This window comes from Marinoscillum sp. HNIBRBA16962, from assembly GCF_057801515.1.
In genome coordinates, this window is the sequence record NZ_CM173603.1 from 2,620,063 (window position 1) to 2,643,838 (window position 23,776).

The window sequence follows — 23,776 nt, forward strand, 5'->3', positions numbered from 1 at the left end:
TATGCTTTTGTATCGAGTAGTTGGAAAGCGTGCAAATGCTGTACTAAATGGCAGGGGTGCAGCCAGGTCTAAAGCTAACCGCTGGAACAGCAAGGGGACAGAAATCATTTACACATCTGAAAGCCGGGAGCTGGCTTTAGCAGAAATGAGCAGCTATTTACCGGTTGGTTTATTACCTGATCCGTATTTGATGGTTATTGAAGTTGCTGGTACCGACGATCAGATCCTGGAGCTTGATGAGTTGGATTATCCTGATCAATGGGATAAGGTACCTCCATCTCACAAAACCCAATTAATTGGAGATCTTTTTGTGTCCAAACGACAGGGTGTGGGTTTGCGGGTTAAGTCCAGGCATAGCTCCACGGAGCGAGGAAATGTTTTGCTCAATCCCGATCATCCGGATTTCGCACAAGTCATTAAAATAAAAGCATTGCAACCATTAAAATCGAAAGATGGATTATAATGAGAGCCTAAATTATCTGTACCAGCGGTTGCCGATGTTTCAGCGTGTTGGTGCAGCAGCTATTAAAAAGGACCTGAAGAATACCGTTCGTTTACTGGAGGGGCTTGATAATCCGCATCATCATTTTAAATCTGTTCATATAGCAGGCACCAACGGTAAGGGAACTTCAGCTCATGCACTTTCATCTATCCTGCAATCTGCGGGATACATGACCGGTCTTTACACGTCTCCACACCTGAAGTCTTTTACTGAAAGGATACGGTGCAGTGGAGTGGAAGTATCGCAAGATTACGTAGCCAGGTTCGTGACTCGAAACCGCGAACTGATCGAGGAGATAAGTCCTTCTTTTTTTGAGGTTACTGTAGCTATGGCTTTTGATTACTTCAGGGAAAAAGAGGTGGATATTGCTGTCATAGAAACCGGGCTGGGAGGGCGACTGGATAGTACAAACGTTGTTGATCCGGAGGTAGCATTAGTAACGATGATTGGTTGGGACCATGCGGATATGCTGGGAGATACACTTGAGCTTATAGCCGGAGAAAAAGCGGGTATTATGAAGCCTGGCAGGCCTGTAGTGATCGGGGCGGATCAGCCAGACCTTTTGCCGGTATTTGAAAAGAAGGCGATGGAAGTAGGTTCTGAAATGTTGTTGGCCAGGGATTATGTGGTGGAAGTAGTTAGTAAGGCTCCGGATCATCAGCTACTAAAGGTGGCCAATGGGGGCGAAGTGAGGTTTGCTGAGCTAAAGACTGATATCACCGCTGATTATTTCGTTCGGAATGTGCCGGGAATTTTAACGGTGTGTGATGTGCTGATTTCCGCAGGATGGGCAATTTCAGATAATGCAATCCGTGCGGGCTTTGATAAGATCAAAACAAACTCGGGGTTGAAGGGAAGGTGGCACATTCTGTCAGAGAAGCCGTACATCATAGCGGATGTCAGTCATAATGAGCCTGGGCTGAGGTCCCTGTTTGCACAGGTTGATTCAATGCCCTTTGAACAAATACATTTGGTTTTTGGAGTAGTGAAGGACAAAGACCTGGCAAGAATCCTTCCCGTACTCCCAGCAAATAGTGGTTTTTATTTCACCCAGTCTGACGTGCCGCGTTCTATGAAAGCTGCTGAATTAAAAGAAAAGGCGGGAATTTTTGGTATAGAGGGCGAGGCTTATGAAAATGTCAATGCTGCTATTCAGGAGGCTAAAAAGAAAGCCTCGGATCAAGACCTTATTTTAATCTGCGGTAGTACTTTTGTGGTGTCAGAAATAGAAGATTTGTGAGACAGAAGAAGTTACGATTTACTGAAAACGCTAAGCGGAAAAATATCGTGGAGCCTGGAAAAGAGCTTTATGAAAAAATAAAAGGAAACTGGAACCAACTATATTTTGAAAATGTGCGTCCTTTAACCGTGGAGCTTGGATGTGGAGATGGGGAATATACCGTAGGTTTGGCCGAGATTCAAAAGGATCGAAATTTCATAGGAGTGGATATTAAAGGTGATCGTCTGTATCAGGGTAGTACTTATGCGATCAAAAACAACCTAAATAACGTAGGGTTTCTGAGAACGAAAGTTCATCAATTGGAGAATTTTTTTGATCCGGGAGAAGTGGATGAGTTTTGGCTCACGTTTCCTGATCCCAGACCCAGAAAAAGAGATGAAAAGCGCAGGCTCAGTCATCCACGGTTTTTGGAAATTTACGAAAGACTTTCTGGTCCGGGAAGCTGGTTTAAGTTTAAGACAGACAATACCCAACTTTTTGAATTTACGTTAGAAGTATTGGAAAATCAGTTTCCGGTGAAAAAACTGGAGTACACCTTTGATCTCTATCAGTCTGAGCTGCTACACGAACATTATGGAATAAAGACTAAATATGAAGGTATTTGGACGGAAAAAGGTGAAAAAATCAAGTATTTAAAATTTCAATTTCAAGAAAAATGAGAAACAAAGTATTTCGGTCGTTTTCAACGACTTTGGTAGGAATCATGATCCTGGGGCTTTCAGGTTGTCTGAATACGGAGGAACCCTTTGATGCTGCAGAGCAGTTTGAAAAGGATCAGGAAGCTCTTACAGAATATATACAAAACAAAGGTTATAGTAATGTACAAACGGATACCGCAGGCTCTGAAATGCGATATGTCATTACTTCTCCGGGAACGGGTGACTACCCGATTGATAGCGACTGGTTGTATGTAAATTATTCCGGAAAACTTATAACCGGGAAAACTTTTAGTGAGGGTGATAGTGTTTACTTACCACTCTCTAATACGATCCTGGGCTGGCGAATTTTGATGCCTTATCTCAGAGAAGGCGGAGAAATGGTTATGTTCATTCCTTCTTATTATGGTTTTGGCCAAAGTTCTTCAGAAGACATTCCGGCCAACTCGCCCCTGGTATTTGAGGTAAAGCTGCACCATGCATTATCACAGTTTGAATATGAGCAAAAGAGGATTGATGAATACATTGTAGAAAAAGGGCTGACTGTAGAAGCAGATACAGTGGAGGGACTTAAATACATAATCAACCCGGAGGGTTCTGGTGATTATGTTCAGGCTACAGACCGGGTAAATGTAGATTTTGATGTCAGGTACATTCTCGATGAAAATGGAGAAATTATAGAGGATGAGGACGATAGAATTATCTTGCAGGCTGACGATGTGGCGGTGCAATTAGATACCTATTCTGTAGAGGGTTGGAAGATATTGCTACCGTACGCAAAAGTAGGGAGTACGATTACCATGTTTATCCCGTCAGATTTTGCTTACAGAGCAGGCGGTTCAGCAAGTATCGATGGTAGTACGCCACTGCTATATAACGTCACTATTAATTCAATAGTAGATTAATTGCCCCTTAACGGAAACTTTAAATTCAAGGAGTGGCCCATAGGGCCACTCCTTTTTATTACCCTATTTAATTTAATCTGGGCTTCATTACTTGAGCTTTACGCAGATGAGGCTTACTACTTTCTCTATAGCCAGCGCCTGGCTTTTGGTTATTTTGATCACCCGCCAATGGTGGCATGGCTAACCCGGGCTGGAACCTTCCTTTTCAATGGCGAAGTGGGAGTGAGGTTGCTTTTTGTTTTCCTTACATCTTGTTGCTACGGGGTGTTATATGCTTTGGTGAGGCCTGAAAATAAACTCTTTTTCTGGTTGATTGTCGCTGGCTTGTTCCCGATTCAGCTAATCGGATTTATGGCTCTCCCAGATGTTCCTTTACTTTTCTTCACAGTGCTGTTTTTTTTATTTTATAAGCGGTTTTTATACAGCCCCGGCATTGCAAGTATTATCCTTCTTTCAATAGCCATTGCGGGGATGCTCTACAGTAAGTATCACGGGATTTTGGTCGTCTTTTTTACCGTGATCTCTAACCCACAGTTATTCAAAAGTCGCAGTTTCTATGCGGTGGTTGTCCTTTCCCTGGTATTGTATCTGCCTCACTTGTGGTGGCTCTTTCAAAATGATTTTATTACAGTTTCCTACCATCTTTTTGAACGGGAGGGCAGGGGATTCGGAGTTCCAGGGATCATAGAGTACATTCTCGGATTCTTCTTTTTCAATGGTCCGTTTATGTTTATTCCACTTTTTGTGAAAAGTTTTAAAGGTTCTGTGACTGATTTTTATGAGAGGGGTTTGTTTGTCAATTTGATTGGCTTTTTTCTGTTTTTTTTATTCATGTCTTTTCGGGGCAGTGTAGAAGCAAACTGGACTTTACCTGTTCTGGTGCCAGCTATGATCCTGGGTTTCAAAAAAATAGATCAGAACACGTTTCATCAACAATTAGCTTACTCCGGGCTTGTTTTCATTGTTGTCTTTCGTATTCTTTTGCTATTTCCGGTAGGAGAGGGGAATCGGCTTTATGAGTTTCATGGACACAAGGAGTTTGCACAGCAAGTAAAAGGTGCCAGTGAGGGGTTGCCCATCGTTACAAACCGCTATCAGGAGGCATCACTGCTTACTTTTTATCTGGAAGAGTGGGTGCCGGCACTCAATATCAATTCCAGGAGAAATCAATTTGACCTGTGGCAAGATTCAGAGAAATATACCGGACAGACGGTCATGTTTCTTCACAGAGCAGCGGATGGGAATATAGTTCATCCGCTTTTTGGGCATTATCGGCTAAAGAAGGTTACGTTGGATTAGTCTTCTTCTAAAACTTCCAGGATGTCCATAACTTCACCATAATCTTTAAATCCCGGACGTTCTTCAGGACTGCCTTCCAGTTCTATGCCATGATAAATTGTATCCTCCGCTATAGCTGGCGCTGATGCTTCACTGAGTCCGTAAGATCTCAGGAGTTTTACTTCCTCTTGTACCTCGCTTAGTTTTTTTTGGATCTCTTCAGAGTAGGAAGGCTTCAGGCAGTGTATAATGATGTATTCAACCAATCCGGCGGCAAAGCCAATTTTTGAAGGTAATTTTTGTAAATCATCTTCAGAATCAATTATCAGTTTCAGGATGAGCTTTTGATCAACCTGGCTAAGCCCCTCCAGATAATCAATATTTTGAACTTCAATGTAATCCAGTTTATAGCTAGTTGCGGCAAGTTTTACTTCTGCTGGCTGAGCATTCTTAAATTCACCTGCAAACTGTACGCCGGCCACCCATTCGGAGATTTCCCTGAAAGTTTCGGGGTCTACGAAACCCTCCGTACCTTCTTCAAGGTTGAATCCTAAAATATCCACCATCATTCCCGCACAATACCGTGCATCACTCAGGTTATTAATGCTTCCTATTTTCACAAAGGTCTTTAAGCTCATTCTCCTTCTTTTACAGAAGGCAAAGGAACCAAAAATTGTCTTTTGAAACTCATTTTTATTTTAAAAAATCACTAAGAGGGAGATTGTTTTCCTTTTAAAGGAAAATAGAGGTTACAATTGCTTAAACAGTTACAAGGAACTTTGAAAGTTGTTTTAGTAAAAAGAAATTGTCGTTGAAAAAGTCACTTTCGAATATTGCTTATTGGTGAGAAGGATTTTTGTCAGATTAGTATAAATTACAAGCTGAATAAAACTTTTAGCTATGCTATCTGCCTTTCAGGAAACTAAACTCCGCCTGTTTTTTAACATCCTGGATTATGATCGTAACGGGTTTGTAGAGCCGGATGATTTTGAGAGTATCGGAGAAAATATCTGTTTAATGTTACAGATCCCGGAAGATAATCCGTATCATGATCTTATTTTTGAGGCCTGTCGTCAGGTATGGGCTGACCTGTACAGCTATGTAGATACCAATAATGATCAGAAAGCTTCATTTTATGAATGGCTAAGGTATGCTGATGATAAGATCGTAAATTGTGACAAGGAATCTTATGACGAATACCTGAATAAAGTAGTAGAGCACATTTTCCTTCTTTTTGATCAAAACAAAGACAATTACATCTCCCTCCAGGAATACCTCAACTTATTCATGGCTTTCAGGTTAGAGGTTCGTTATTCAGCAAAGGCCTTTACCAAGATCGATCTGAATAAAGATGACCTCATTAGTAAGGAAGAGCTTTACACAGCTGTTGAGCAGTTTTTTAGAAGTGATGACGAGTCTAAGAATGGCAATTGGTTATTTGGAAGCTGGGAACATTTGGTGGTTTGATTATTTTTTAACTACTTTTTTTCTTAAGATCTCATCGTTATGACTTAACTCGATTAGGTATATTCCGTTTTTAAGTTCACCTAATCGAATGGTCATTTCTTTGTTTGCATTTTGCATTTGGATGTGTACCTTTCCACTGAGATCAAAAACCTTTAATAGGCCGCCTACAAAATCTTGAGGCACTTCGATAAATAAATCATTATGAAACGGATTGGGCCTGATCAATAGACCATTTGATAATGAAATATATAGTGGTTCTTCCACTGCAAATTCCGCCTCAAAAACTTCACTCTCCAGTTCACCATCTGTAATGGTGATCGGAACGATAAGGTTTCCAATAAATGAAGGATCCGGAGTTAAAATTGTACCAGAAGAAGTGTATTTGCTTCCTTCCGAAACAACAACTTCAAAACCATCTTCATTGTCTACATCGCTGATTTCGAAAAGAGAAGGCGAAATATCATAGGTCATTCCTTTACGGATAATAGGTACCTCTGTTTGAGAAAGAATGACAGGGGCATCGTTTACGGGATTTACCTCGACCTGAAATTGTAGTGGTTCACTACTACCTCCTTCTGCCTCTAATGTTACCTCAACATCAAGAGTGCCATAGAAATTTTGGTCAGGGATAATTACATTTTCATCTACAGTGTAGTTCGCGCCTTCTGAAACTGTAACTGCTATTTCATTAGGATTGTTTCCATAAGCCTTATATTGAAATTGATCCAATAGAAACTCAAGCGTTTCATCTTCAGAGAATGAAAGCTGACTGATCAGGTTTTCTAGTTGAGGAATACCATCTTTTAATATAACTCTCGAGAATCCTCCAATGGATGACTGGTTGATCTGACTGAAAAAACCAGAAACATAGGCCGTATCTGTGTTTTTTTTTAAAATTCTTGTTACCTCAAACCTCTCGACACCTCCGAATTCTAACTGAAAATTCTGATCAACAGAACCTGTTAATGCTACTTTAGCTATCCCGTTTTTTTCAACTTCATTAATTTCTGTGAATCTTCCTCCAACAATCAAATCCCCATTATGTATTATAATTTCATTAATATTGGAATCATTACTGGTGACTTGAATTGTACCTCCTACTGAGGTTCCGTCAAAACTAATTTGTCTTACGTAGTTTGGACTGTTGCTGTAGAAACCACCATAAACTACACGGTCGCTAATGCTAGTGTTGATGGTGTTGATGAGTTCATTGTACGTGTCATCACTGTATAATTCTGATGTAGCATCATTATTGATAATCTTTAAAAAACCAGCACCCACACCATAATCATATCCTCCAATAACAATATTGCCGTTTTGAAGGGTGTCCAAAGAAAAAATGTTAAAGGACGTTCCTTTAGATTCAAATAGGTTGTCAGGATTAAAGGCTTGGTTTAGTTGTCCGTCTGGTTCTACAATTGCTAAACTTTGAACTTCAGAACCCTGAATACTACTGAAGCTTCCTCCTAATAAAATGGAGCCCTCATTTAGTTCCATGAAAGTGTTTATAGACCCTGGTAGAATAGCAAAAGTACCATCAATACTTCCATCGTTATTTAGCATTGTGGTATTTATTCCGTTACCAATGACGAGAATTTTACCATTAGATAGAGGTTTTACAAAGTCGATATTCTCACTTTCAAAAGGTGTGTTGAAATCATTATCAATAGTCCCATCAGCATTTAACCTGACAATTGATGATCTTATTTTGCCATTTACCTTATAAAAGTCACCGGATAAAATAATCTTGCCGTCTGTCCGGTCAACTTGCTCAATATTAGGGATAGATTCAGCAGTAGGGTTGTATCCACTAACAAACTCTCCTGCAGGATTGATTATTGATACACCGTTAATGTCTTGTCCATTTAACCGGCCAAATGAACCAGTATACAGGATGGCAGTATCAAGAAGGTGAATCCTGGCAAATGCACTACTTGATATATTTTGACCTGTTACATTGAATGCCTCATCATTGTCACCATCCAAGTTACATTTCAATAAACTGGTTCCTCGGCTATTATAGAATGCTGCATACAACAGGCCATTTGATTTATCCAAAGTATGATATAAGCAGGGATTGTAACTTGAAAAGGTTGATAAGTTGAAAATAGGGTCAATTCCTCCACTTGAGTTCAGCTTCGTGATACCACTCGTTGCGATCCCATCGAAATTATTGAAGGGTCCGGAGATATAGATATTGTCATTATTATCGATTTCTATCCTTTTGATATATGAATCAGCTCCGTCACCTGGATTAAAGGATTGATCTATGGTTCCATTACTATTTAATCGAGCTATATATCCAACACTAATACCGTTTAAGACTGAAAACTCTCCGACAAGTAGAATTTTACCATCAGATAGAATTGCTGCGTCAATAGGGCGTCCATTGGTTGATATTTCATTGAAAGATTCATCTATCTCTCCATTAAGATTGTATTTGTTTGTTTTGACCATTCCATCTCCAAATTCAACCAGAAGAAACCCATCATTTGTTTTAATGGCATTAACCACAGTTGAGCCATACTTTGCAATGTCAAGTGTAGACAGACAGATTGATCCATCTTGATTTAACATCCAACCTTCTCCTTCTGCTGAAACAATGATCAGACTATCTCCATAAGTCACAATATTATTGACCGGGGTATCACCAATTAAATCATTAGGAGGGTAAAATTCAGTATCAGTTGAGCCGTCAGCATTAATTCTAAAAAGAGGGCCTCCAGGTATGTCATTCAGATAATTTATACTTCCTGATAACAGAACTTTGCCATCACTTTGTAAGGCTGATCGGTATACTGATGGGTAATCTCGGATCTTCACCTCAAAAGTCTCATCCACATATTGTGCGAATGAGCTAAGCTGAATTAGATGTAAAGTGGCGGCAATAAGTATTAGTTTCATCATTATAAATATAGGTTGATAGAGTTTAAATATATAGTATATCAGTTTTATCGTAAGTTTAATTTGGTTGATCTATATGTCATCGACATTTAGAATCAGGGTAAATGAATTTAAAATTCATAAATAATTACACTTAGCTCAAGGGTATTTGATCATGGCGACTGAATATTTTAAACCTCTCTTGGTGCTCAGTTTGGTTTACTAAAAACACTGCATTGCAAAGGGAGGTTTTTGATTGCAAGTTGTTTATTTCATTACCTTTGCACCAGAACGGGAACCTTTCCGTTTTTTTTGCTTTTTAGAGTACTTAAAAGCAATCCGGACATTTTTTCGTCCGAATATTTAATGGACGAATCAAAGTGACCAGTTTGCTGTTTCGTTTGTTAATAAATTTTGTCGAACCGTAAACGAGGCTTTCAACCTCGCGAAGCGAATTATGAGTAAACACGGAAGAATTCTTGTCGCTATGAGTGGCGGCATAGACAGCTCACTGGCTGCAGTGATGCTACATGAAGAAGGTTATGAGGTCATTGGCATGACCATGAAAACCTGGGACTACCAAACCTCCGGTGGTTCTAAAAAAGAAACAGGCTGTTGTAGCCTGGACTCTATCAATGATGCACGAAACATTGCCGTGAGTCTTGGTTTTCCACATTATATCGTAGATATCCGGGAGGAGTTTGGTGATTATGTGATCGACCATTTCACCAATGAGTACCTGAATGGTCGGACCCCAAATCCTTGCGTACTCTGTAACACCCATATTAAGTGGGATTCTCTACTAAGAAGGGCAGATAAGCTGGATTGTGAGCATATCGCAACGGGTCACTATGCCAATGTAAGAGAGGAAAACGGAAGGTTCGTGATTTCAAAGGGAAAGGATGAGCATAAAGATCAATCTTATGCGCTTTGGGGTATATCTCAGGAAAGCCTGAGCAGGACAAAATATCCATTGGGAAACCTTCACAAGTCTCAAATCAGGGAAATGGCCACAGAGCGTGGTTTTCATGAGCTGGTGAAAAAATCCGAGTCTTACGAAATCTGTTTTGTGCCGGATAATGATTACCGTGGCTTTTTGAAAAGAAGAGTGGACGGTCTGGAAGAAGAGGTGAAAGGCGGAGAGTTTGTGCTGGAAGACGGAACGGTAGTCGGTACCCATGAAGGTTATCCCTTTTATACTGTTGGTCAACGAAAAGGCCTGGGAATAGCACTAGGATATCCGGTGTATGTTACTGAAATCCAAAAGGATAAAAACCGCGTGGTTTTAGGTACTTTTGACGAGCTTTCGCGAGACGGCATGTACGTTAAGAATCTGACCATGCAAAAATATCCGACAATCGAGGGCGAGCGGAAAGATACGATCACTAAAGTACGCTACAATGATAGTGGTACTCCTGCAGTCATAGAGCAGGTTGGTGATACCATAAAGGTTTTCTTCGGGAAAGGAGTGAAGGCCATAGCACCAGGACAGGCTGCTGTCTTCTACGAAGGGAATGATGTGATCGGCGGAGGATGGATCAGTGCCAGTTTTCATCAAAGTAAGGAGAAGACAAATGCAATGCCTGAAATAAAAGCTGTTCGTTAATATAGGATTGGAAAAGTTCATCCATATGGTTTTTCTGTTTTTGGGGCATGGCGGGTTCCTGATTTCACCTGCTCAAAGTTTCGAAATCAGGGGCCTTTTACTCAGCTTTCAGCATGCCCGGAAGCTGATGATCCCAATAATTGTGTTGAGCTTGCTCATTTCCTGTAATCAGGAAGCTGATATCTCCATTGATCAGGGATACGACTTCTTTCCCTTAAGTTCTGGTCAGTACCGTACCTTTCAGGTTCAGGAAATACTTGTTACAGGTGCTGTTCCTGATACTTCGAATTATTTTTTAAAGGAAGTTCTGGAAGATTCGATTGTGAATGGGGGACAGGTTACCTATTTGGTCTATAGATATAAAACAACGGATACCACTGCGGCATGGAATTTGGATTCTGTGTGGACAGCCAGGAAAACAGAAAATCAGGCCATAGTAGTGGAAAATAATGTGCCATTTGTTAAACTTACCTTTCCTGTGGAGGCAGGTGTTACCTGGGATGGTAATGCTTTGAATACTCAGGGAGAGGATACCTATTATTATGAACAATCCGGAGCAGTGGAAATTGATGGCATGCAATTGGCCAGTACAATACAGGTAGTAATATCAGACATACCCGAAAACCTCGTGGAGCAGGATGAGCGAAGTGAGATCTACGCAAAGGGGATCGGTCTTGTCCAAAAAGATTATATTAGTGTGTCGTTTTGCCAACCCGGCTCTGGCTGTGAAGATGTGGGAGTTATAGATGAAGGCAGGATATTAAGTCAGGTATTAATTTCGTATGGAGAAGAAGATTAAGCAGTTGGTGAACGGGATATCCAATTTGTTACACCCGAGGTCTTCAAGAGATTTAATTTTGGTTGTTGGAATGATACTGCTACAATAGATAATGGGTAAGAAACAGATCAAGCCAAAAGGAGGTTAGTTGTTCAGATCGTAAAGTCTTTCTTCCAACTCCTTGATCTTTTTGCTTTGTGCTTTTAGCTGTTTTAGGAGCTGGATTTGGTAGAGAGTGAGCTCTTCGATCTTTTGAAGTAGCCTGGCATCCATTTCTCCCAGGTTGATCCCGTTTTCCCGGACCTCTGTTTCTGAAGGAATGTCCGGGAGGTGTTTATTTTGAGAAATAAAGGTTTCGGTTTCTTCCAGGGATCTCAGGTTATACTCTTCGTCAAACACAAAGTCTGACCAACCGGAGGCTTGTACTTTAATTTCTTGAGATTTTATCTTGCCATTCACGGCTAGTAAGTAGCCAGGGTGTCGAGTAGGTGTTCCAATACTAATTTCTCCATTCCTGCTTATTCGCATTCTGTGGGTACTACCAGTAAAAAAATCAATGCCAAAATGCCCTGATATATATGAATTTGTCGGATCTGAAAAAGAAGTAGTTCCGTCCTGGTAGCCATGAAAACCAAATCCGTATTGGTTTAAATATGCGTCATCATAGGTGAAATCATCGTTATTGTTCCTTAAAGTTAGTCCCGGTGAAGCTCCGTCAATGTTAGTTGCTTTGCTTATCCAGACTTTCGAAGATGTAATATCAAGCTTACCTTTTATTGTAGTATTTCCACCGCCATTTCCCAAAACAATTGAGCCTGAAGAATAATAATTCAAAAAAAGTGTATTATTGGATGGGCTATCTAGGTGTTTGCTGTACACTACACCCCAATTATCTGAATCCCTGTAGGCATATAAGCGACCCCCTTTTACATGAAGATAATTATTAAAGTATGCGGTCCCACTTACTTCAAGGGGGTGAGATGGATTAGAAACACCAATCCCTACATTGCCCTCATTATAATAAATATCCCCTGGAGTAGAGCCACTCCATTCAGCTTGTGCAATTAGAGTAATGGGAATAAAAGTGGTCGAAAAAATGAGTAAAAACTTTTTCATATGTTTACCTATTTGGATTCAAGGTTTTCGATTCTTTTAATTAGCTCGTTTATCTGGTTTGATTGCCTTTCGACTTTTACTTTAAGAAGCTTGTTTTTCTGATTTTCCTTAATCAAATGAAGTGTCAACTCCTCCACCTTCTTAAGCAGGAGCATATTCATCTGCCCAATCTCAATGCCATTAGCCTCCATTTCTTTAGCAGAAGGAACCTCCGGAAGGTGTTTGTTTACGGAGATGTAAGATTTGATTTCTTCGAGTGATAGGAGCGGGTAATCTTCTTCAAAGACGTAATCTGCTCCGGTCACATCCTGGACTTTGATCTCTTCGGAGATGATGTTGCCGTCTACTTCGAGTTTGGCGGAGGGGTCAGTGACTCCAATTCCTACATTTCTGGAATCACCATCGAAAAAGACAAATAGTTGCTGATCTTTATCATAAAACTCTATATCGCTAACAGAACCTCCTCTAATTAGAAATCTTGTTTGCAAAGATGATGAGGCGTAACTATAGGTTTGTAATTCCATTGTTGAACCTCCTCCAATGGCATTTGAAGTAATCTTTTTAGGGTTATTTCCTGCATTCATATCAATGCTGAACTTTGTTCCTATTAATCCTTCGTCCAATTGAATATTCCCAGCAACATGGAGTTTTGATGAAGGCTCTGCATTACCAATACCCAGTCTACCTGAAAAATATCCATTCTCATTGTCAGCATCTATGAAGAACAATTGCTTATCAGAGATGCTGTTTTCAATAGTCAATCTGTTTGGGGTAGTTCTATATACAAATTGAAGAAGTGATCCCTCTGGGTCATCAAAAATAATTCCATGAGGTCCTACATCGCCATTTTGACCGAGATAAATGGTTGCGACATCTTTATTAATAATTAAATTCTCCGTGGACTGACTTTTAGAAACTAAAATCGTAAAAAGGCCAAGGAGAAATGTTAGTATGTGTTTCATTTCTATTTATTTATTTATTTATTTATTACTGATTTGGGTTTTCATATGGGTTACCTCCATTTCAAGGTACTTTATTTTTCTACTCAATTTTTGATTTTCCTCACTCTGCTCAATAAGATGCAACGTCAACTCCTCCACTTTCTTAAGCAGCAACATATTCATCTCACCAAGCTCTACTCCATTAGCTTCCATCTCTTGAGCTGAAGGTACTTCCGGAAGGTGTTTGTTTTGAGAAATGTAGGATTTTACTTTTTCCAGAGAGAGGAGCGGGTAGTCTTCTTCAAAGACATAATCAGCTCCGGTGACGTCCTGGACTTTGATCTCTTCAGAGATGATGTTTCCGTCTACTTCTAGTTTGGCGGAGGGGGTGGTAACTCCAATTCCTATGTTTCCATTATTATCTATGCGCATTTTTTCGTCCACACCTCCATAGTTAGTTCGGAATGTAATATATCCACCCCCGGAGTTAGAGGAGATAGTTAGGTTGTGACCTTCATTACCTCCACCCAAAAAACCAAAAAAGCCTACTGCGTTACCATCTCCTCCTCTTCTAATTAGCAGGTTGCCGGAACTTCCTACCTTCCCAAGACTCAGAGACCCGTGAATATTTACTTTGTTTTGAAATTTTACCGTTCCAGAATTATAAAAAAGGGTCCCTTTAGACCATTGCCAACTGGAAGAATTAACTCCAGGTGCTATATGCATATAGTTCCTTCCATCATCAGGTGTATGGAAAATCCAGGAGTTCGAACCCCCTGATGCTATATCGTCAGGGTAAACTTGGGCATGTGTTTGAAGTGTGCAAATAATCAGAAATAAGGGTAAATGTTTTAGGATCATTTTGAGGGTGATTTTAATTCTTTGATTTCCATTTTTAGTTTTTTAATCTCACTATCCTGAAATAGTAGCTTTTCATTCTGCTCAATAAGATGCAGGGTCAACTCCTCCACCTTCTTAAGCAGCAGCATATTCATCTCACCAAGTTCAACTCCATTGGTTTCCATTTCTTTGGCTGAGGGGACTTCCGGAAGGTGTTTGTTTACGGAGATGTAAGATTTGATTTCTTCGAGTGATAGGAGCGGGTAATCTTCTTCAAAGACGTAATCTGCTCCGGTCACATCCTGGACTTTGATCTCTTCGGAGATGATGTTGCCGTCTACTTCGAGTTTGGCGGTTGGGGAGTTCACTCCGAGCCCCAAGTTGCCATTGGCATCTAAAATCATCTTTTGCTGATTGTAGTTTTTCCACTCAAATAATGGACGAGTGTTGATTGGGAGATTTCCTTCCAGCTTGGCCGTGAAAGAAACCAAAGGACGAGTTCCAGTATCCTGACTTGGGGACGTTCTTCCTGATATTATCAGGCTCTGACGATTATCCGAATTGTGAAACCCAATTAAATGCGGTATTAGTTGGCTTGATGAACCTGTGGCATTCTCTATGTTGAAATAATCAGAATTTGCGTCACTAACTGTAAACCGAGCAATCTTCTCATATGACGTTGCTTTTTGCCGAACATTCAATCGAGCAAAAAGATCGGAGGTTCCGATACCAAGATTCCCCTGGGCTCCTAAGATCATTTTTTGTTGATCATGGTTTCTCCATTCAAATAATGGTCTGGTAACTATTGGAGTTCCACTTTGTAACCGACCTATAAATGATACTAATGGCCTGTCCCCATTGTCGTTTTCCTGTGTTGTATATCCTGAAATGATGAGGGTTTGACGATTATCCGAATCATGAAAGCCAATTAGATGAGGAATAAACTGACCTCCCACTCCAGTTGAGTTTACAACTCGGAAATAGTCTGAAGCTGCATCGTCAACTGTTAAGTTAAGAATTGATTCGTAGCTTGATGCGTTCTGGTTTATGTTAAGTTTAGCTGGAATTGTGGAAGTTCCAAAGCCTATATTTCCACTACTTGGATAATTGTTGTTTTGGCAAAGTGCTATTTGTGATAGAATAATAAATGATGGTAGGATTAAGCTTTTCATTTTAACGATTAGTTACTTTTAAGTTGGGTGATTTCTTTTTTTAGCATTTTTATTTCTTCACTCTGCTCAATAAGATGCAACGTCAACTCCTCCACCTTCTTAAGCAGCAACATATTCATCTCCCCAAGCTCTACTCCATTAGCTTCCATTTCTTTAGCTGAGGGGACTTCCGGAAGGTGTTTGTTTATGGAGATATAAGATTTGATTTCTTCGAGAGGTAGGAGCGGGTAGTCTTCTTCAAAGACGTAATCCGGGCCGGTTCCTTCTATGATCTCCACTTTTACTTCTTCGCTTTTTATTTTCCCATCTACTTCCAGCCTTACCGAAGGAGTGGTGGTGCCTATGCCGATGTTGCCCCCGGGTTTCATATAAAAATCTTTACTATTCCCATTAGCGCTAATAGTTACATACTTATTGTACCGAAAAGCAGCTAATGGTTTAAAAGTGACCGGTTCTCCAACTACGGAGGTTCCTTCGGAGACGTTCAGGGACCATGCCCGCGCATTTCCGTCAAAATCCAGATACCCGGCGCTGGTATTGTAATTTCCCTGATTTATATCGAAGACGGCATTTCCTTGTGGATTACCTGAGCCTGAGTAGGATGCATTGATCATCCAGCCTGCCCCCTGACCATGTCCGGTGATGAACATTTCTGAGGTTACATAATTTGTACGTTCGATTAGGAATTTATTTCCATAGCTAACTCGGGCATCACCGTCTATATCCAATGCTACACCAGGATTAGTAATGCCAATTCCTACGTTCCCATTGGGAAGGAGGGTCATCACTTCTTTATCGGAAGATGTCCCATTGTAATAATTATAAAAAAAACTTAACCGGTCATCACCATTATCTCCCCATTGGATCTGGGAATAATTATTAGCATCACTGGTTTGAAGAAATAAGTAATCACTGCCGTCAAAACTTCTGATCTTTCCAGTAACTCTTATATCATTATCCGTTTGAAGTTCGGTTCCAGCACTGTTTTCTACCCATTGTCCATAAGAAAGAAAATTTGCAAAAATGAAAGGGATCAGGAGGATAACACGCTTAGTATAAAATAATCTACGCAATATCATAAAGGTTAGGTTTTAGGTGGTAATTACATGTTTAAGTTAAACAAAATGCGATCAATGCATAAAACGGAGCAATTTTATCAAACATTACTTGAAATTTAATATAATATCCGCTTTCTTCGAAAAGATTTTCCTTTTGTCGCTTTTTTCCGCCTGTTCACCGCTTGAATATTTCCATTCACCGAGAATAGTCGTAGCTCAAAGTATCTAAGAAAGGATATCATTTTTTTATAAATCGATTTAACCAGGAATCATGAAAAACACCTGCCTGAACTTTATGCTATTGTGTCTGTGCATTGCAGTCACGCAGCAGTCTCTTTCGCAAAATAAGATCACGCTGAAACCTTATGAAGACAAAAGTCAGAGTGGTTATCAATCCATCGTTTTTGAATACGAAGAGCGTACAGCAGGAGCCCCTGGCCAACCTGCCCAGGTACGAAAAGAGAGAAAAGAGTTCGATATCGAGGCGAATAATCCGTACAATAAGCTTGGACTATCCATTAAATCAACTTCCAATAGCGGCAATAAAACTTACTCACTTGGAAGATCCGGAGTTCAAAAAATAAAAGAAAAATTCAAGTTGAAGGACGATTTTCCTATCAGTGAGGATGCTACCCTTAATAGTTACAGCAAGGCCATCAAGAGGGGGGCTTATGCCTTAGTCAATTATACTTCTGTTGTGAGGTCACAGGGAGAGGTGCTGGAAGAGGCACGGTCAAGTACTTTAGTGGCCTTAAATGAAAAGGGGGAAGAAATATTCGCATTAAATGACCTCCCGATAGACATCTACAGTGCTAAAATATCTGAAAATGGCAGATATGTGGCTTTTTCATCCGGCGAGTATCTTGAGCATTCTACATTCAGCGGAGAACCTATGTTTCATATATATGATACAAAAACCGGAACCTTACATTATGAAGAAAAAGGGGAAACAAGTGGAATTGGTTCATTGTACGGAATGATCAGAATAGGGACCTATTCTCAAGATGGTCTTCGGTCAGTCATCTTAGATCAGGAAACTGGATTTATTTATGAAATAAGTGTCCCAGGTCCCAATAATCTTTTCATAGGAGGATATGGTTCTTTTAAATATAATAATGAACGGTTTTCTTTCGTGGACCTAAATCGAATCAAATGAGAAAGTTACTTTATTTCCTATTCTCAATTCTTTTTCATTGTTTGGTATTTGGGCAAAATTTAGAACTAACTTGGCAGTCCAGAGATAATAATGGAAATTACACACAAGTTGAACTCAATTCAAATCACATTGCCGGAGATTTTGGAAGAAGAGAATGTACATGTACTAATAAATGGCATGATGGTGTGGATGTTACAGGTGGTCCTGGCGATGACGATAGAGGTTATAAAATTGAATCTATAGAAGATGGCAGAATAGTCAGAATAGAAGGTGATGGCCACTATCACTGGATTGGCATAAGTGGTACTCGTAATATTGGGTACGGTCATATTTTCGATTGGGGGGATGATGAAATCTATGATTTTAGACTTTATTATTGGTCTGCTCAAAATACATATGTGATTCTAGACTTGGATCAGGAAATTGCCTTCACTCAAGTTGTTCCTCCAAATCCATTACCTAATTCTGACCCGGAAAATGAATGGACATTTACTTTTTCAGAAGGTGGAACGGATTACACCTTTTCTTTTTTGGATACAGAGGGTGCTTACACATTAACCAATCGAGTAGATGAGGGTCAGGTAATAGCACCAATGGGGGATTCTGGTGGTGCAAATCAAGATGGAACTGATAGGGATTCTTATGCTGTACACATTCACCTTTACTCTTTCGTGGATTTAAACTCAGCAAGTTCTGCTTATCAAACCAGAAGGTGGAGTAATTTAAAGGATCCATTAGAGTTTCTGGACCACACAAGCCCTGACTATCATGCTACTATTGAAGAGATAAAGACTGATGGGGATTATTATGTCAACCCCTCTTTCAGGTTGAGAGCAGATATGACCCATGAATTTGATGATGATGATTGGCAAGATGGTAGAAATGGTCAATATTGGGCAAACAGGCCGATTGGAAACCTCAATGCAATGTCTTTGTATATAAAAAAGAATACAGATGCGGATAGTGAATATGATTTGATCAAAGGTGCTTATTTCCGGTCATATATTTCTGATGGTTCAGTTTCTACCGGATGGTATGATAGAAGGTATCCAGCTCATGAACACCCTTTCAATAATACAGATGGAGGAGATGGGAATGCAGATGGTAATGCGGATTGGCCAACTACCAGTGGAATTGATATTGCGCACTACAAGACATCTACTGGTGCTACAGGTACAAGTGCCGGATTTGGACACCCTCGTAAAACAGGAATAGTTGGCTTTGCTTATACCGGATCAACCACAACATGGGTTAATTCGAATTACAATCCAAATCCAACCCCTGGTCCATGGGACGATTACTTTTTCAATGATTTTCCCACCAGAATTCATAAAGATGATAATTATGGTAGAGATAGTCCGCTTATGGCAGCGGAGATTAGTGAGGCAAGATATCCGGATGGTATTTATTATTTAAAATCGGAGGCTCAAAATGTGCATGGGGACTATTTTCCTGATGAAAATGGTCCTAGTACATTGGTGATTGACAACTTCAGACCTCACATTAAAAATGTTCTGATCAAGGCCAATAATGAAGATGGGCGAGTTATTTATAGTTCGAACTGGAAATATGAAAGCGCTGCCTTAGGGCAATACATTGATCATTGGAATTTACTGGAATCTGCGGATAATATATGGATAAAATTGACTGCAAGTGAACCGCTAGATATTGATGAGGTGGGTGTAAAAATTGAAAACATACACTCAGGTTTTATCGATCCAGTTGCAAATTCAAAGGACAATAGAGAATTTTATTTTACTCTAAGTTCATTAGGTTCAAATTTAGCTGAGGACTTGCAGTTAGTGATTAAAGGTCAGGACTCGAATGGCAATCAATTGCAAACTAACCCCAGTGTTATTTCAATTCGGCAAGATGCGACAAATTGGGTACCTACACCAGTTCCCGGTAATGATTTAAATCATGTGTTTAATTCTGAAAACAGCTGTACCCCTCCCATAGCCCCAAGTGGTCAACGTACGCTAGTTGCTCAAAGCAGTAGTTGTCAGTATGTGGACATAGAGGTTACCAAGCAGAATCCTGAGGTAGGTGAAGCGGTAATTTTTACCCTGGTGACTGGCACCTATTCTACAATTTCATGGGACTTTGGTGACGAAGCTGAATACTACGCCGATAACACCGATGAGGAAGAAGTGACTGTTTTCTATTCAGAAAGGGGTCCTCAGGATATTTCTGTTACAGTAGATGGAGAGGTGTTTCCATTTTCTGGTTTTATCAATGTTGGGGCAGTAAATCCCCCTCTTACCTTTGATATTTCTGCAGATAATACTACGGTAGGCATAGACGGAGATGTTAGTTTTTCAATAAGTAATCTGAGTGGTACTCAGGGTACGGTTACTTACCAATGGGATTTCGGGGATGGGGCTTACTATACTACTTCGAATTCTGCTACTCCCACAGTTTCTTACTCTTCAGAAGGATTAAAAACAGTTCGCCTGACCATCTGTGATGATAACCAGTGTGTCACTCAAACGGAAAGTGGGTTTATTTATGTATCCGGTTACCCAAATCCAATTGAGGCTTCAATAAGCGGATGTTCCGGAGGTGGTTGGGATGGATATATTGGCTTGACCGGAAGCTTTTTGAAAGGTGATAATATTCCTGGTAATGAAACCTATTATTGGGATTTGGGAGATGGAACTTCAAAATCTGGCTCCGTTATTAACCACTCTTATAAAAGTCCGGGACGTTACACAATTAGCTTAACGGTCTGTGATGCATCAAGGTGTCACACTACGAATTGTATTGTTGAGTACGATGAAGATGATTTCCCTGCAGTTCAGCAACCAAACTTTACTGTTAATGGTTTTGAGGCAGCTTTTTGGGTTCCCGGTGACCCCGAAACATGCTATGATGACACCTTTTACCCAATAACTCGTCAAGTGACTTCAGGCTTACCAATTACTATAAATGATGCGACAAAGGTTTTATCCGGCACTCATATAGAAGGAGGTTACTACGAGATAGTTCCTGAAGAAGGGCTCTGTATTGGAGGTTGTCCACAATTTTCAGGTGAGGGTCCACATTCATTTTCGTTTCCAGGTGAAGAGGGTGATGTTTGGAGAATAGAGTATAAAAAGTCGGGAGCATATTGCGATAACCAAGTTGTTGTATATGGTTATGTGCAAATCTCTAATTATGCATCAGATATTTCCCGGTGTTGGGCAGAAATTTCTGGTTTTTCATTAGGAAAGACTTGCTGGGATGGTTCCGATATTCCAATAAATATTTCACTCGGGAACAGTAATTGTGATTACGATTATGTAAGTGTAACTGACCTTACTACCAACAATGTCATTGCCTCTGGTAATGGAGCTTTGAACTGGACTTCAGCTAATACCCCATCCTCATTTCCTTATGAAACCCATTTGAAGGTGGATGTGCATTATGATTGTGGAGATGGAGCTAGTTGTCGGGTTATTGAGTCAAAGATATATGAAATAAAGTTAGACGGACCTAAGGATTTTGAAGTGGAGTCCGGAATGGAACTTTGTAAAGGTGCCTCCGCAAGTATTGGTATTCCACCTGTGTCAGGCTATTCGTATCAGTGGACAGGGGACGATACCCAGTACCTCTCATCTACCGCTGTTTCAAATCCAATCTTTACTGCCATGGTGGCTGATGAAACTTATAATTATACGCTTAGCGTCACTAACCTTGAATCGGGTTGTGTTTCACAAGAAAATGTTAGTGTAACAGTTGGTGGTATTCAACCGACTTCCACTATTCAACTCTCAACTAAAGCTGGAGCCGGTGCCTTTACCTTACCTGCTCCTTTTGAAGGAGATGGTCGTTCTTATGAATATCTATGGTCACCTGCTTCTTATTTGGATAATCCAAAATCCCCAAACCCGGTTTTTACTCCTCCTTTGACAGGTGGAACAGTTCCCTACACTGTGACCGCAAGTTTTAGAGACTGTAGTGCAAGTGGAAATGTCCAGATAATTGTCGAGAATGATCCTCCAAGTGACCTTGTTGTTACTATAGATGAATTTGGATATCCTGATTTATCGTGGGTGGATAATTCTATCGAAAAATACTTTGTAGTAGAGCGCTCGTTCGATGGAGGATCCACCTGGGAAGTTGTCGGAACATCTGATTCTGATCAGCCTGCATACCTCAATTATCAATGTTTGCTAGGAGGCAAGGAATATTGTTATCGAGTAAAGGCATATGATCTAAAGAATAACCTCATAGGAGTAACAAATGATAGTTGTGCGGTGGCAGGATTGAATATTGCCAAGGAGTTAGATTTTGAACATACATGGGCATCAGGCGGGACTCTGATTAATAATAAGAATTATTTTAAAGGAAATGGAGGAAATGTTTCAAAAGTAAATTATCTCAATAAGCTAGTCACAATTGATGGTAGATATTATGTAAATGGTTCAGAAGTAGGGGTTTTCTTTTTTGAATCTTGGAACGAAGATTATAGCCATTTTGAGGGGGGGGGCTTCACTAATCATTCAACAGAGAGAAATTTTTATCCAACCTCACTAATTTCATTAGATATTGGTGGGTATGAAATTCAGGTTTCCGGGGGCATAATGGAAGAACCAGATTCTTGGTCTGATCCACTTCTTGAAATCATTGGAATGAAAGATCCGAGTTATGATGTGGTTACTGGCGTTTCAATAAAACGATTTCACTACGGTGGGGTGCCAGTACACCCCAATTCTCCTGTATCTATGGCCAGGATTAATGATGATGAGTTTTTTGTTGCAGCATCATGTGATGAAATAAGCTCAAGCTATAGTGGAATTATAATTTACAGGGTGACAGGCGGTGGGGTTTTTAATACAACCCAAACTAAAACAATTACTTCCGGAGGTTATGATCTTAGCTTAAATGATATTCAGATTCATGGAAACTATTTATATGTAGCAAGTACGTTCTCCTTCTCCGGTACGTCTTCGTATTACACTAGAATCGATAAGTTAAACTTAAGTACCTTGAGCGAGGTTAGTACAGTATACCCAACAAATACCAGTGCTCTACCCAATTCAAAAATGGTCTTTAGAGATGGAAATTTATTTCTAATTAAGAATCATACTTCTAATTCATTGAAGGTAATTAAGTATGATCAAAACCTGAATCAAATATGGAGTAAGACAGTATCTTCAAGTGCTTCAGATCTTAAATTCAGATCCATCGAACCATTAGAACGATCATTAATCCTCGTATCTCAAGATAACTCCAATGTCAATGTAATTCTTATTGATTTTGATGGAAATAAGATTTCAGAAAACAGCATTTATGAACCGGACCTTGATTATCTGATTGGGTCTACTTTACATGGGAGTAATCTAGTGGTAGATTACATTAAGCCATCTGCTAATGATTATGGGCCTACTTATAGTATGGTACTTAATAGGGATAAAATCAGTGATCAGGACCTATTCTTATGTGGTTCAGATATTGAAGATTTGCATGAGACTTTCTTTGGTAATAATATAACAGTATCTCAAGGTTGCTCAGTGGATTTAGATCCTGGTGAGAGTCTCACCCTCGTAGCGAAAACCTTAGTTACTTTAAAGCCAGGGTTTCACGCAAAACCTGGTTCAAATTTCAAAGCCATCATTAATAGCGGGAATTGCGAAGATCATAATTTGACCTTACGGTTTGGTGCTGTTGATCAAGAATTTGCTGATATTTCAAATTCTGATTCAACAACATTCATGACAGTATATCCAAATCCAACTAATAACTTGTTTACTATTTCTCTTGAATTTACTGAAGACCAGAGTATGAGTCTCAGACTTGTAGATCTCATGGGTAAAGAGGTATGGGCCGTAGATCATTTGGGTGCATCTTTCCGGGAATCAGTGAATGTCTCAGACCTTCCTAGTGGTATGTATCTATTAAAGGTTCAAACAGATAAAGGAGTAGATAGGGTGATTAAGGTACTTGTGAGAAAATATTAACAAACCTGATAGTTAGAGGTAAGTTTGTCCTCTTCTTATGTTTTTGTTTTGAGTCTAATAGGTTTTTGATTGATCCTCCTTGTAATTGGCATCTTCTTATTTATCAAAAATAATGTTTAACCCTCAAACGGGCTAGTTATGTAAAATTATTGTTCAGTCAATTTGGATGCCTTAACTTTGTGTTTCGTTTTACCAACCCGGCTCTGGCTGTGAAGATGTGGGAGTTATAGATGAAG

General features: G+C 39.8%; 17 protein-coding genes. 10 read left to right on the forward strand and 7 right to left on the reverse strand.

Translation table 11 applies throughout. The annotated features are described in order from the left end of the window. Position 1 precedes the first annotated feature (1 nt). From AC3E9V_RS11145 to AC3E9V_RS11165, 5 genes are read left to right on the forward strand one after another with little or no spacing between them, the layout of a single operon-like run. On the forward strand, positions 2 to 463 hold the full coding sequence (locus tag AC3E9V_RS11145; protein WP_488753273.1) for an RES family NAD+ phosphorylase: 462 nt from the start codon (positions 2 to 4) through the stop codon (positions 461 to 463). After that, positions 453 to 1,742 (forward strand): bifunctional folylpolyglutamate synthase/dihydrofolate synthase, encoded by a 1,290-nt coding sequence (locus AC3E9V_RS11150; protein WP_488753274.1) that lies wholly within the window; start codon positions 453 to 455, stop codon positions 1,740 to 1,742. The genes AC3E9V_RS11145 and AC3E9V_RS11150 overlap by 11 nt, the downstream gene beginning before the upstream one ends. After that, complete coding sequence (trmB, locus tag AC3E9V_RS11155) at positions 1,739 to 2,401, forward strand: tRNA (guanosine(46)-N7)-methyltransferase TrmB (protein ID WP_488753275.1); 663 nt, start codon at positions 1,739 to 1,741, stop codon at positions 2,399 to 2,401. The genes AC3E9V_RS11150 and trmB overlap by 4 nt, the downstream gene beginning before the upstream one ends. After that, positions 2,398 to 3,303: an FKBP-type peptidyl-prolyl cis-trans isomerase gene (locus tag AC3E9V_RS11160; protein ID WP_488753276.1), complete on the forward strand. Its 906-nt coding sequence runs from the start codon at positions 2,398 to 2,400 to the stop codon at positions 3,301 to 3,303. Before trmB ends, AC3E9V_RS11160 begins: the two co-directional genes overlap by 4 nt. Next, positions 3,304 to 4,602, forward strand: a complete 1,299-nt coding sequence (locus tag AC3E9V_RS11165; RefSeq protein ID WP_488753277.1) for an ArnT family glycosyltransferase — start codon at positions 3,304 to 3,306, stop codon at positions 4,600 to 4,602. It begins immediately after the preceding gene. On the opposite strand, the gene AC3E9V_RS11170 is transcribed toward AC3E9V_RS11165, so the two are convergent. After that, entirely contained in the window at positions 4,599 to 5,219 is a 621-nt protein-coding gene (locus AC3E9V_RS11170) for a phosphoribosylanthranilate isomerase (protein ID WP_488753278.1), read from the reverse strand. The genes AC3E9V_RS11165 and AC3E9V_RS11170 overlap by 4 nt on opposite strands. Positions 5,220 to 5,481: 262 nt before the next feature. Here AC3E9V_RS11170 and AC3E9V_RS11175 point away from each other — a divergent pair, with 262 nt between their 5' ends. Next, complete coding sequence (locus tag AC3E9V_RS11175; protein WP_488753279.1) at positions 5,482 to 6,048, forward strand: EF-hand domain-containing protein; 567 nt, start codon at positions 5,482 to 5,484, stop codon at positions 6,046 to 6,048. On the opposite strand, the gene AC3E9V_RS11180 is transcribed toward AC3E9V_RS11175, so the two are convergent. Next, the gene (locus tag AC3E9V_RS11180; protein ID WP_488753280.1) at positions 6,049 to 8,955 is read right to left on the reverse strand and encodes a T9SS type A sorting domain-containing protein; all 2,907 of its coding nucleotides are present in this window, start codon (positions 8,953 to 8,955) and stop codon (positions 6,049 to 6,051) included. It abuts the gene before it with no gap. 433 nt (positions 8,956 to 9,388) lie between these two features. Here AC3E9V_RS11180 and mnmA point away from each other — a divergent pair, with 433 nt between their 5' ends. Together mnmA and AC3E9V_RS11190 are read left to right on the forward strand one after the other, a co-directional pair. Next, positions 9,389 to 10,537 (forward strand): tRNA 2-thiouridine(34) synthase MnmA, encoded by a 1,149-nt coding sequence (gene mnmA, locus AC3E9V_RS11185; RefSeq protein WP_488753281.1) that lies wholly within the window; start codon positions 9,389 to 9,391, stop codon positions 10,535 to 10,537. Between the two features lie 7 nt (positions 10,538 to 10,544). Then, positions 10,545 to 11,336: a hypothetical protein gene (locus AC3E9V_RS11190; RefSeq protein ID WP_488753282.1), complete on the forward strand. Its 792-nt coding sequence runs from the start codon at positions 10,545 to 10,547 to the stop codon at positions 11,334 to 11,336. Positions 11,337 to 11,459: 123 nt separating this feature from the next. On the opposite strand, the gene AC3E9V_RS11195 is transcribed toward AC3E9V_RS11190, so the two are convergent. The 5 genes from AC3E9V_RS11195 to AC3E9V_RS11215 are packed head-to-tail and all read right to left on the reverse strand — an operon-like array spanning position 11,460 to position 16,463. After that, the gene (locus AC3E9V_RS11195; protein WP_488753283.1) at positions 11,460 to 12,431 is read right to left on the reverse strand and encodes a hypothetical protein; all 972 of its coding nucleotides are present in this window, start codon (positions 12,429 to 12,431) and stop codon (positions 11,460 to 11,462) included. Between the two features lie 8 nt (positions 12,432 to 12,439). Next, on the reverse strand, positions 12,440 to 13,393 hold the full coding sequence (locus AC3E9V_RS11200; RefSeq protein ID WP_488753284.1) for a hypothetical protein: 954 nt from the start codon (positions 13,391 to 13,393) through the stop codon (positions 12,440 to 12,442). An 18-nt stretch (positions 13,394 to 13,411) separates the two neighbouring features. Beyond that, a complete protein-coding gene (locus tag AC3E9V_RS11205; RefSeq protein ID WP_488753285.1) occupies positions 13,412 to 14,233 on the reverse strand; it encodes a hypothetical protein in 822 nt (273 codons plus the stop codon). After that, a complete protein-coding gene (locus tag AC3E9V_RS11210) occupies positions 14,230 to 15,384 on the reverse strand; it encodes a hypothetical protein (RefSeq protein ID WP_488753286.1) in 1,155 nt (384 codons plus the stop codon). Before AC3E9V_RS11210 ends, AC3E9V_RS11205 begins: the two co-directional genes overlap by 4 nt. An 8-nt stretch (positions 15,385 to 15,392) precedes the next feature. Then, positions 15,393 to 16,463, reverse strand: coding sequence for a hypothetical protein (locus AC3E9V_RS11215; RefSeq protein ID WP_488753287.1), 1,071 nt, complete (start codon positions 16,461 to 16,463; stop codon positions 15,393 to 15,395). Positions 16,464 to 16,713: 250 nt separating this feature from the next. Here AC3E9V_RS11215 and AC3E9V_RS11220 point away from each other — a divergent pair, with 250 nt between their 5' ends. Together AC3E9V_RS11220 and AC3E9V_RS11225 are read left to right on the forward strand one after the other, a co-directional pair. Further along, on the forward strand, positions 16,714 to 17,598 hold the full coding sequence (locus tag AC3E9V_RS11220; protein WP_488753288.1) for a hypothetical protein: 885 nt from the start codon (positions 16,714 to 16,716) through the stop codon (positions 17,596 to 17,598). After that, positions 17,595 to 23,540 (forward strand): PKD domain-containing protein, encoded by a 5,946-nt coding sequence (locus AC3E9V_RS11225; RefSeq protein ID WP_488753289.1) that lies wholly within the window; start codon positions 17,595 to 17,597, stop codon positions 23,538 to 23,540. Before AC3E9V_RS11220 ends, AC3E9V_RS11225 begins: the two co-directional genes overlap by 4 nt. Positions 23,541 to 23,776: the final 236 nt, after the last annotated feature.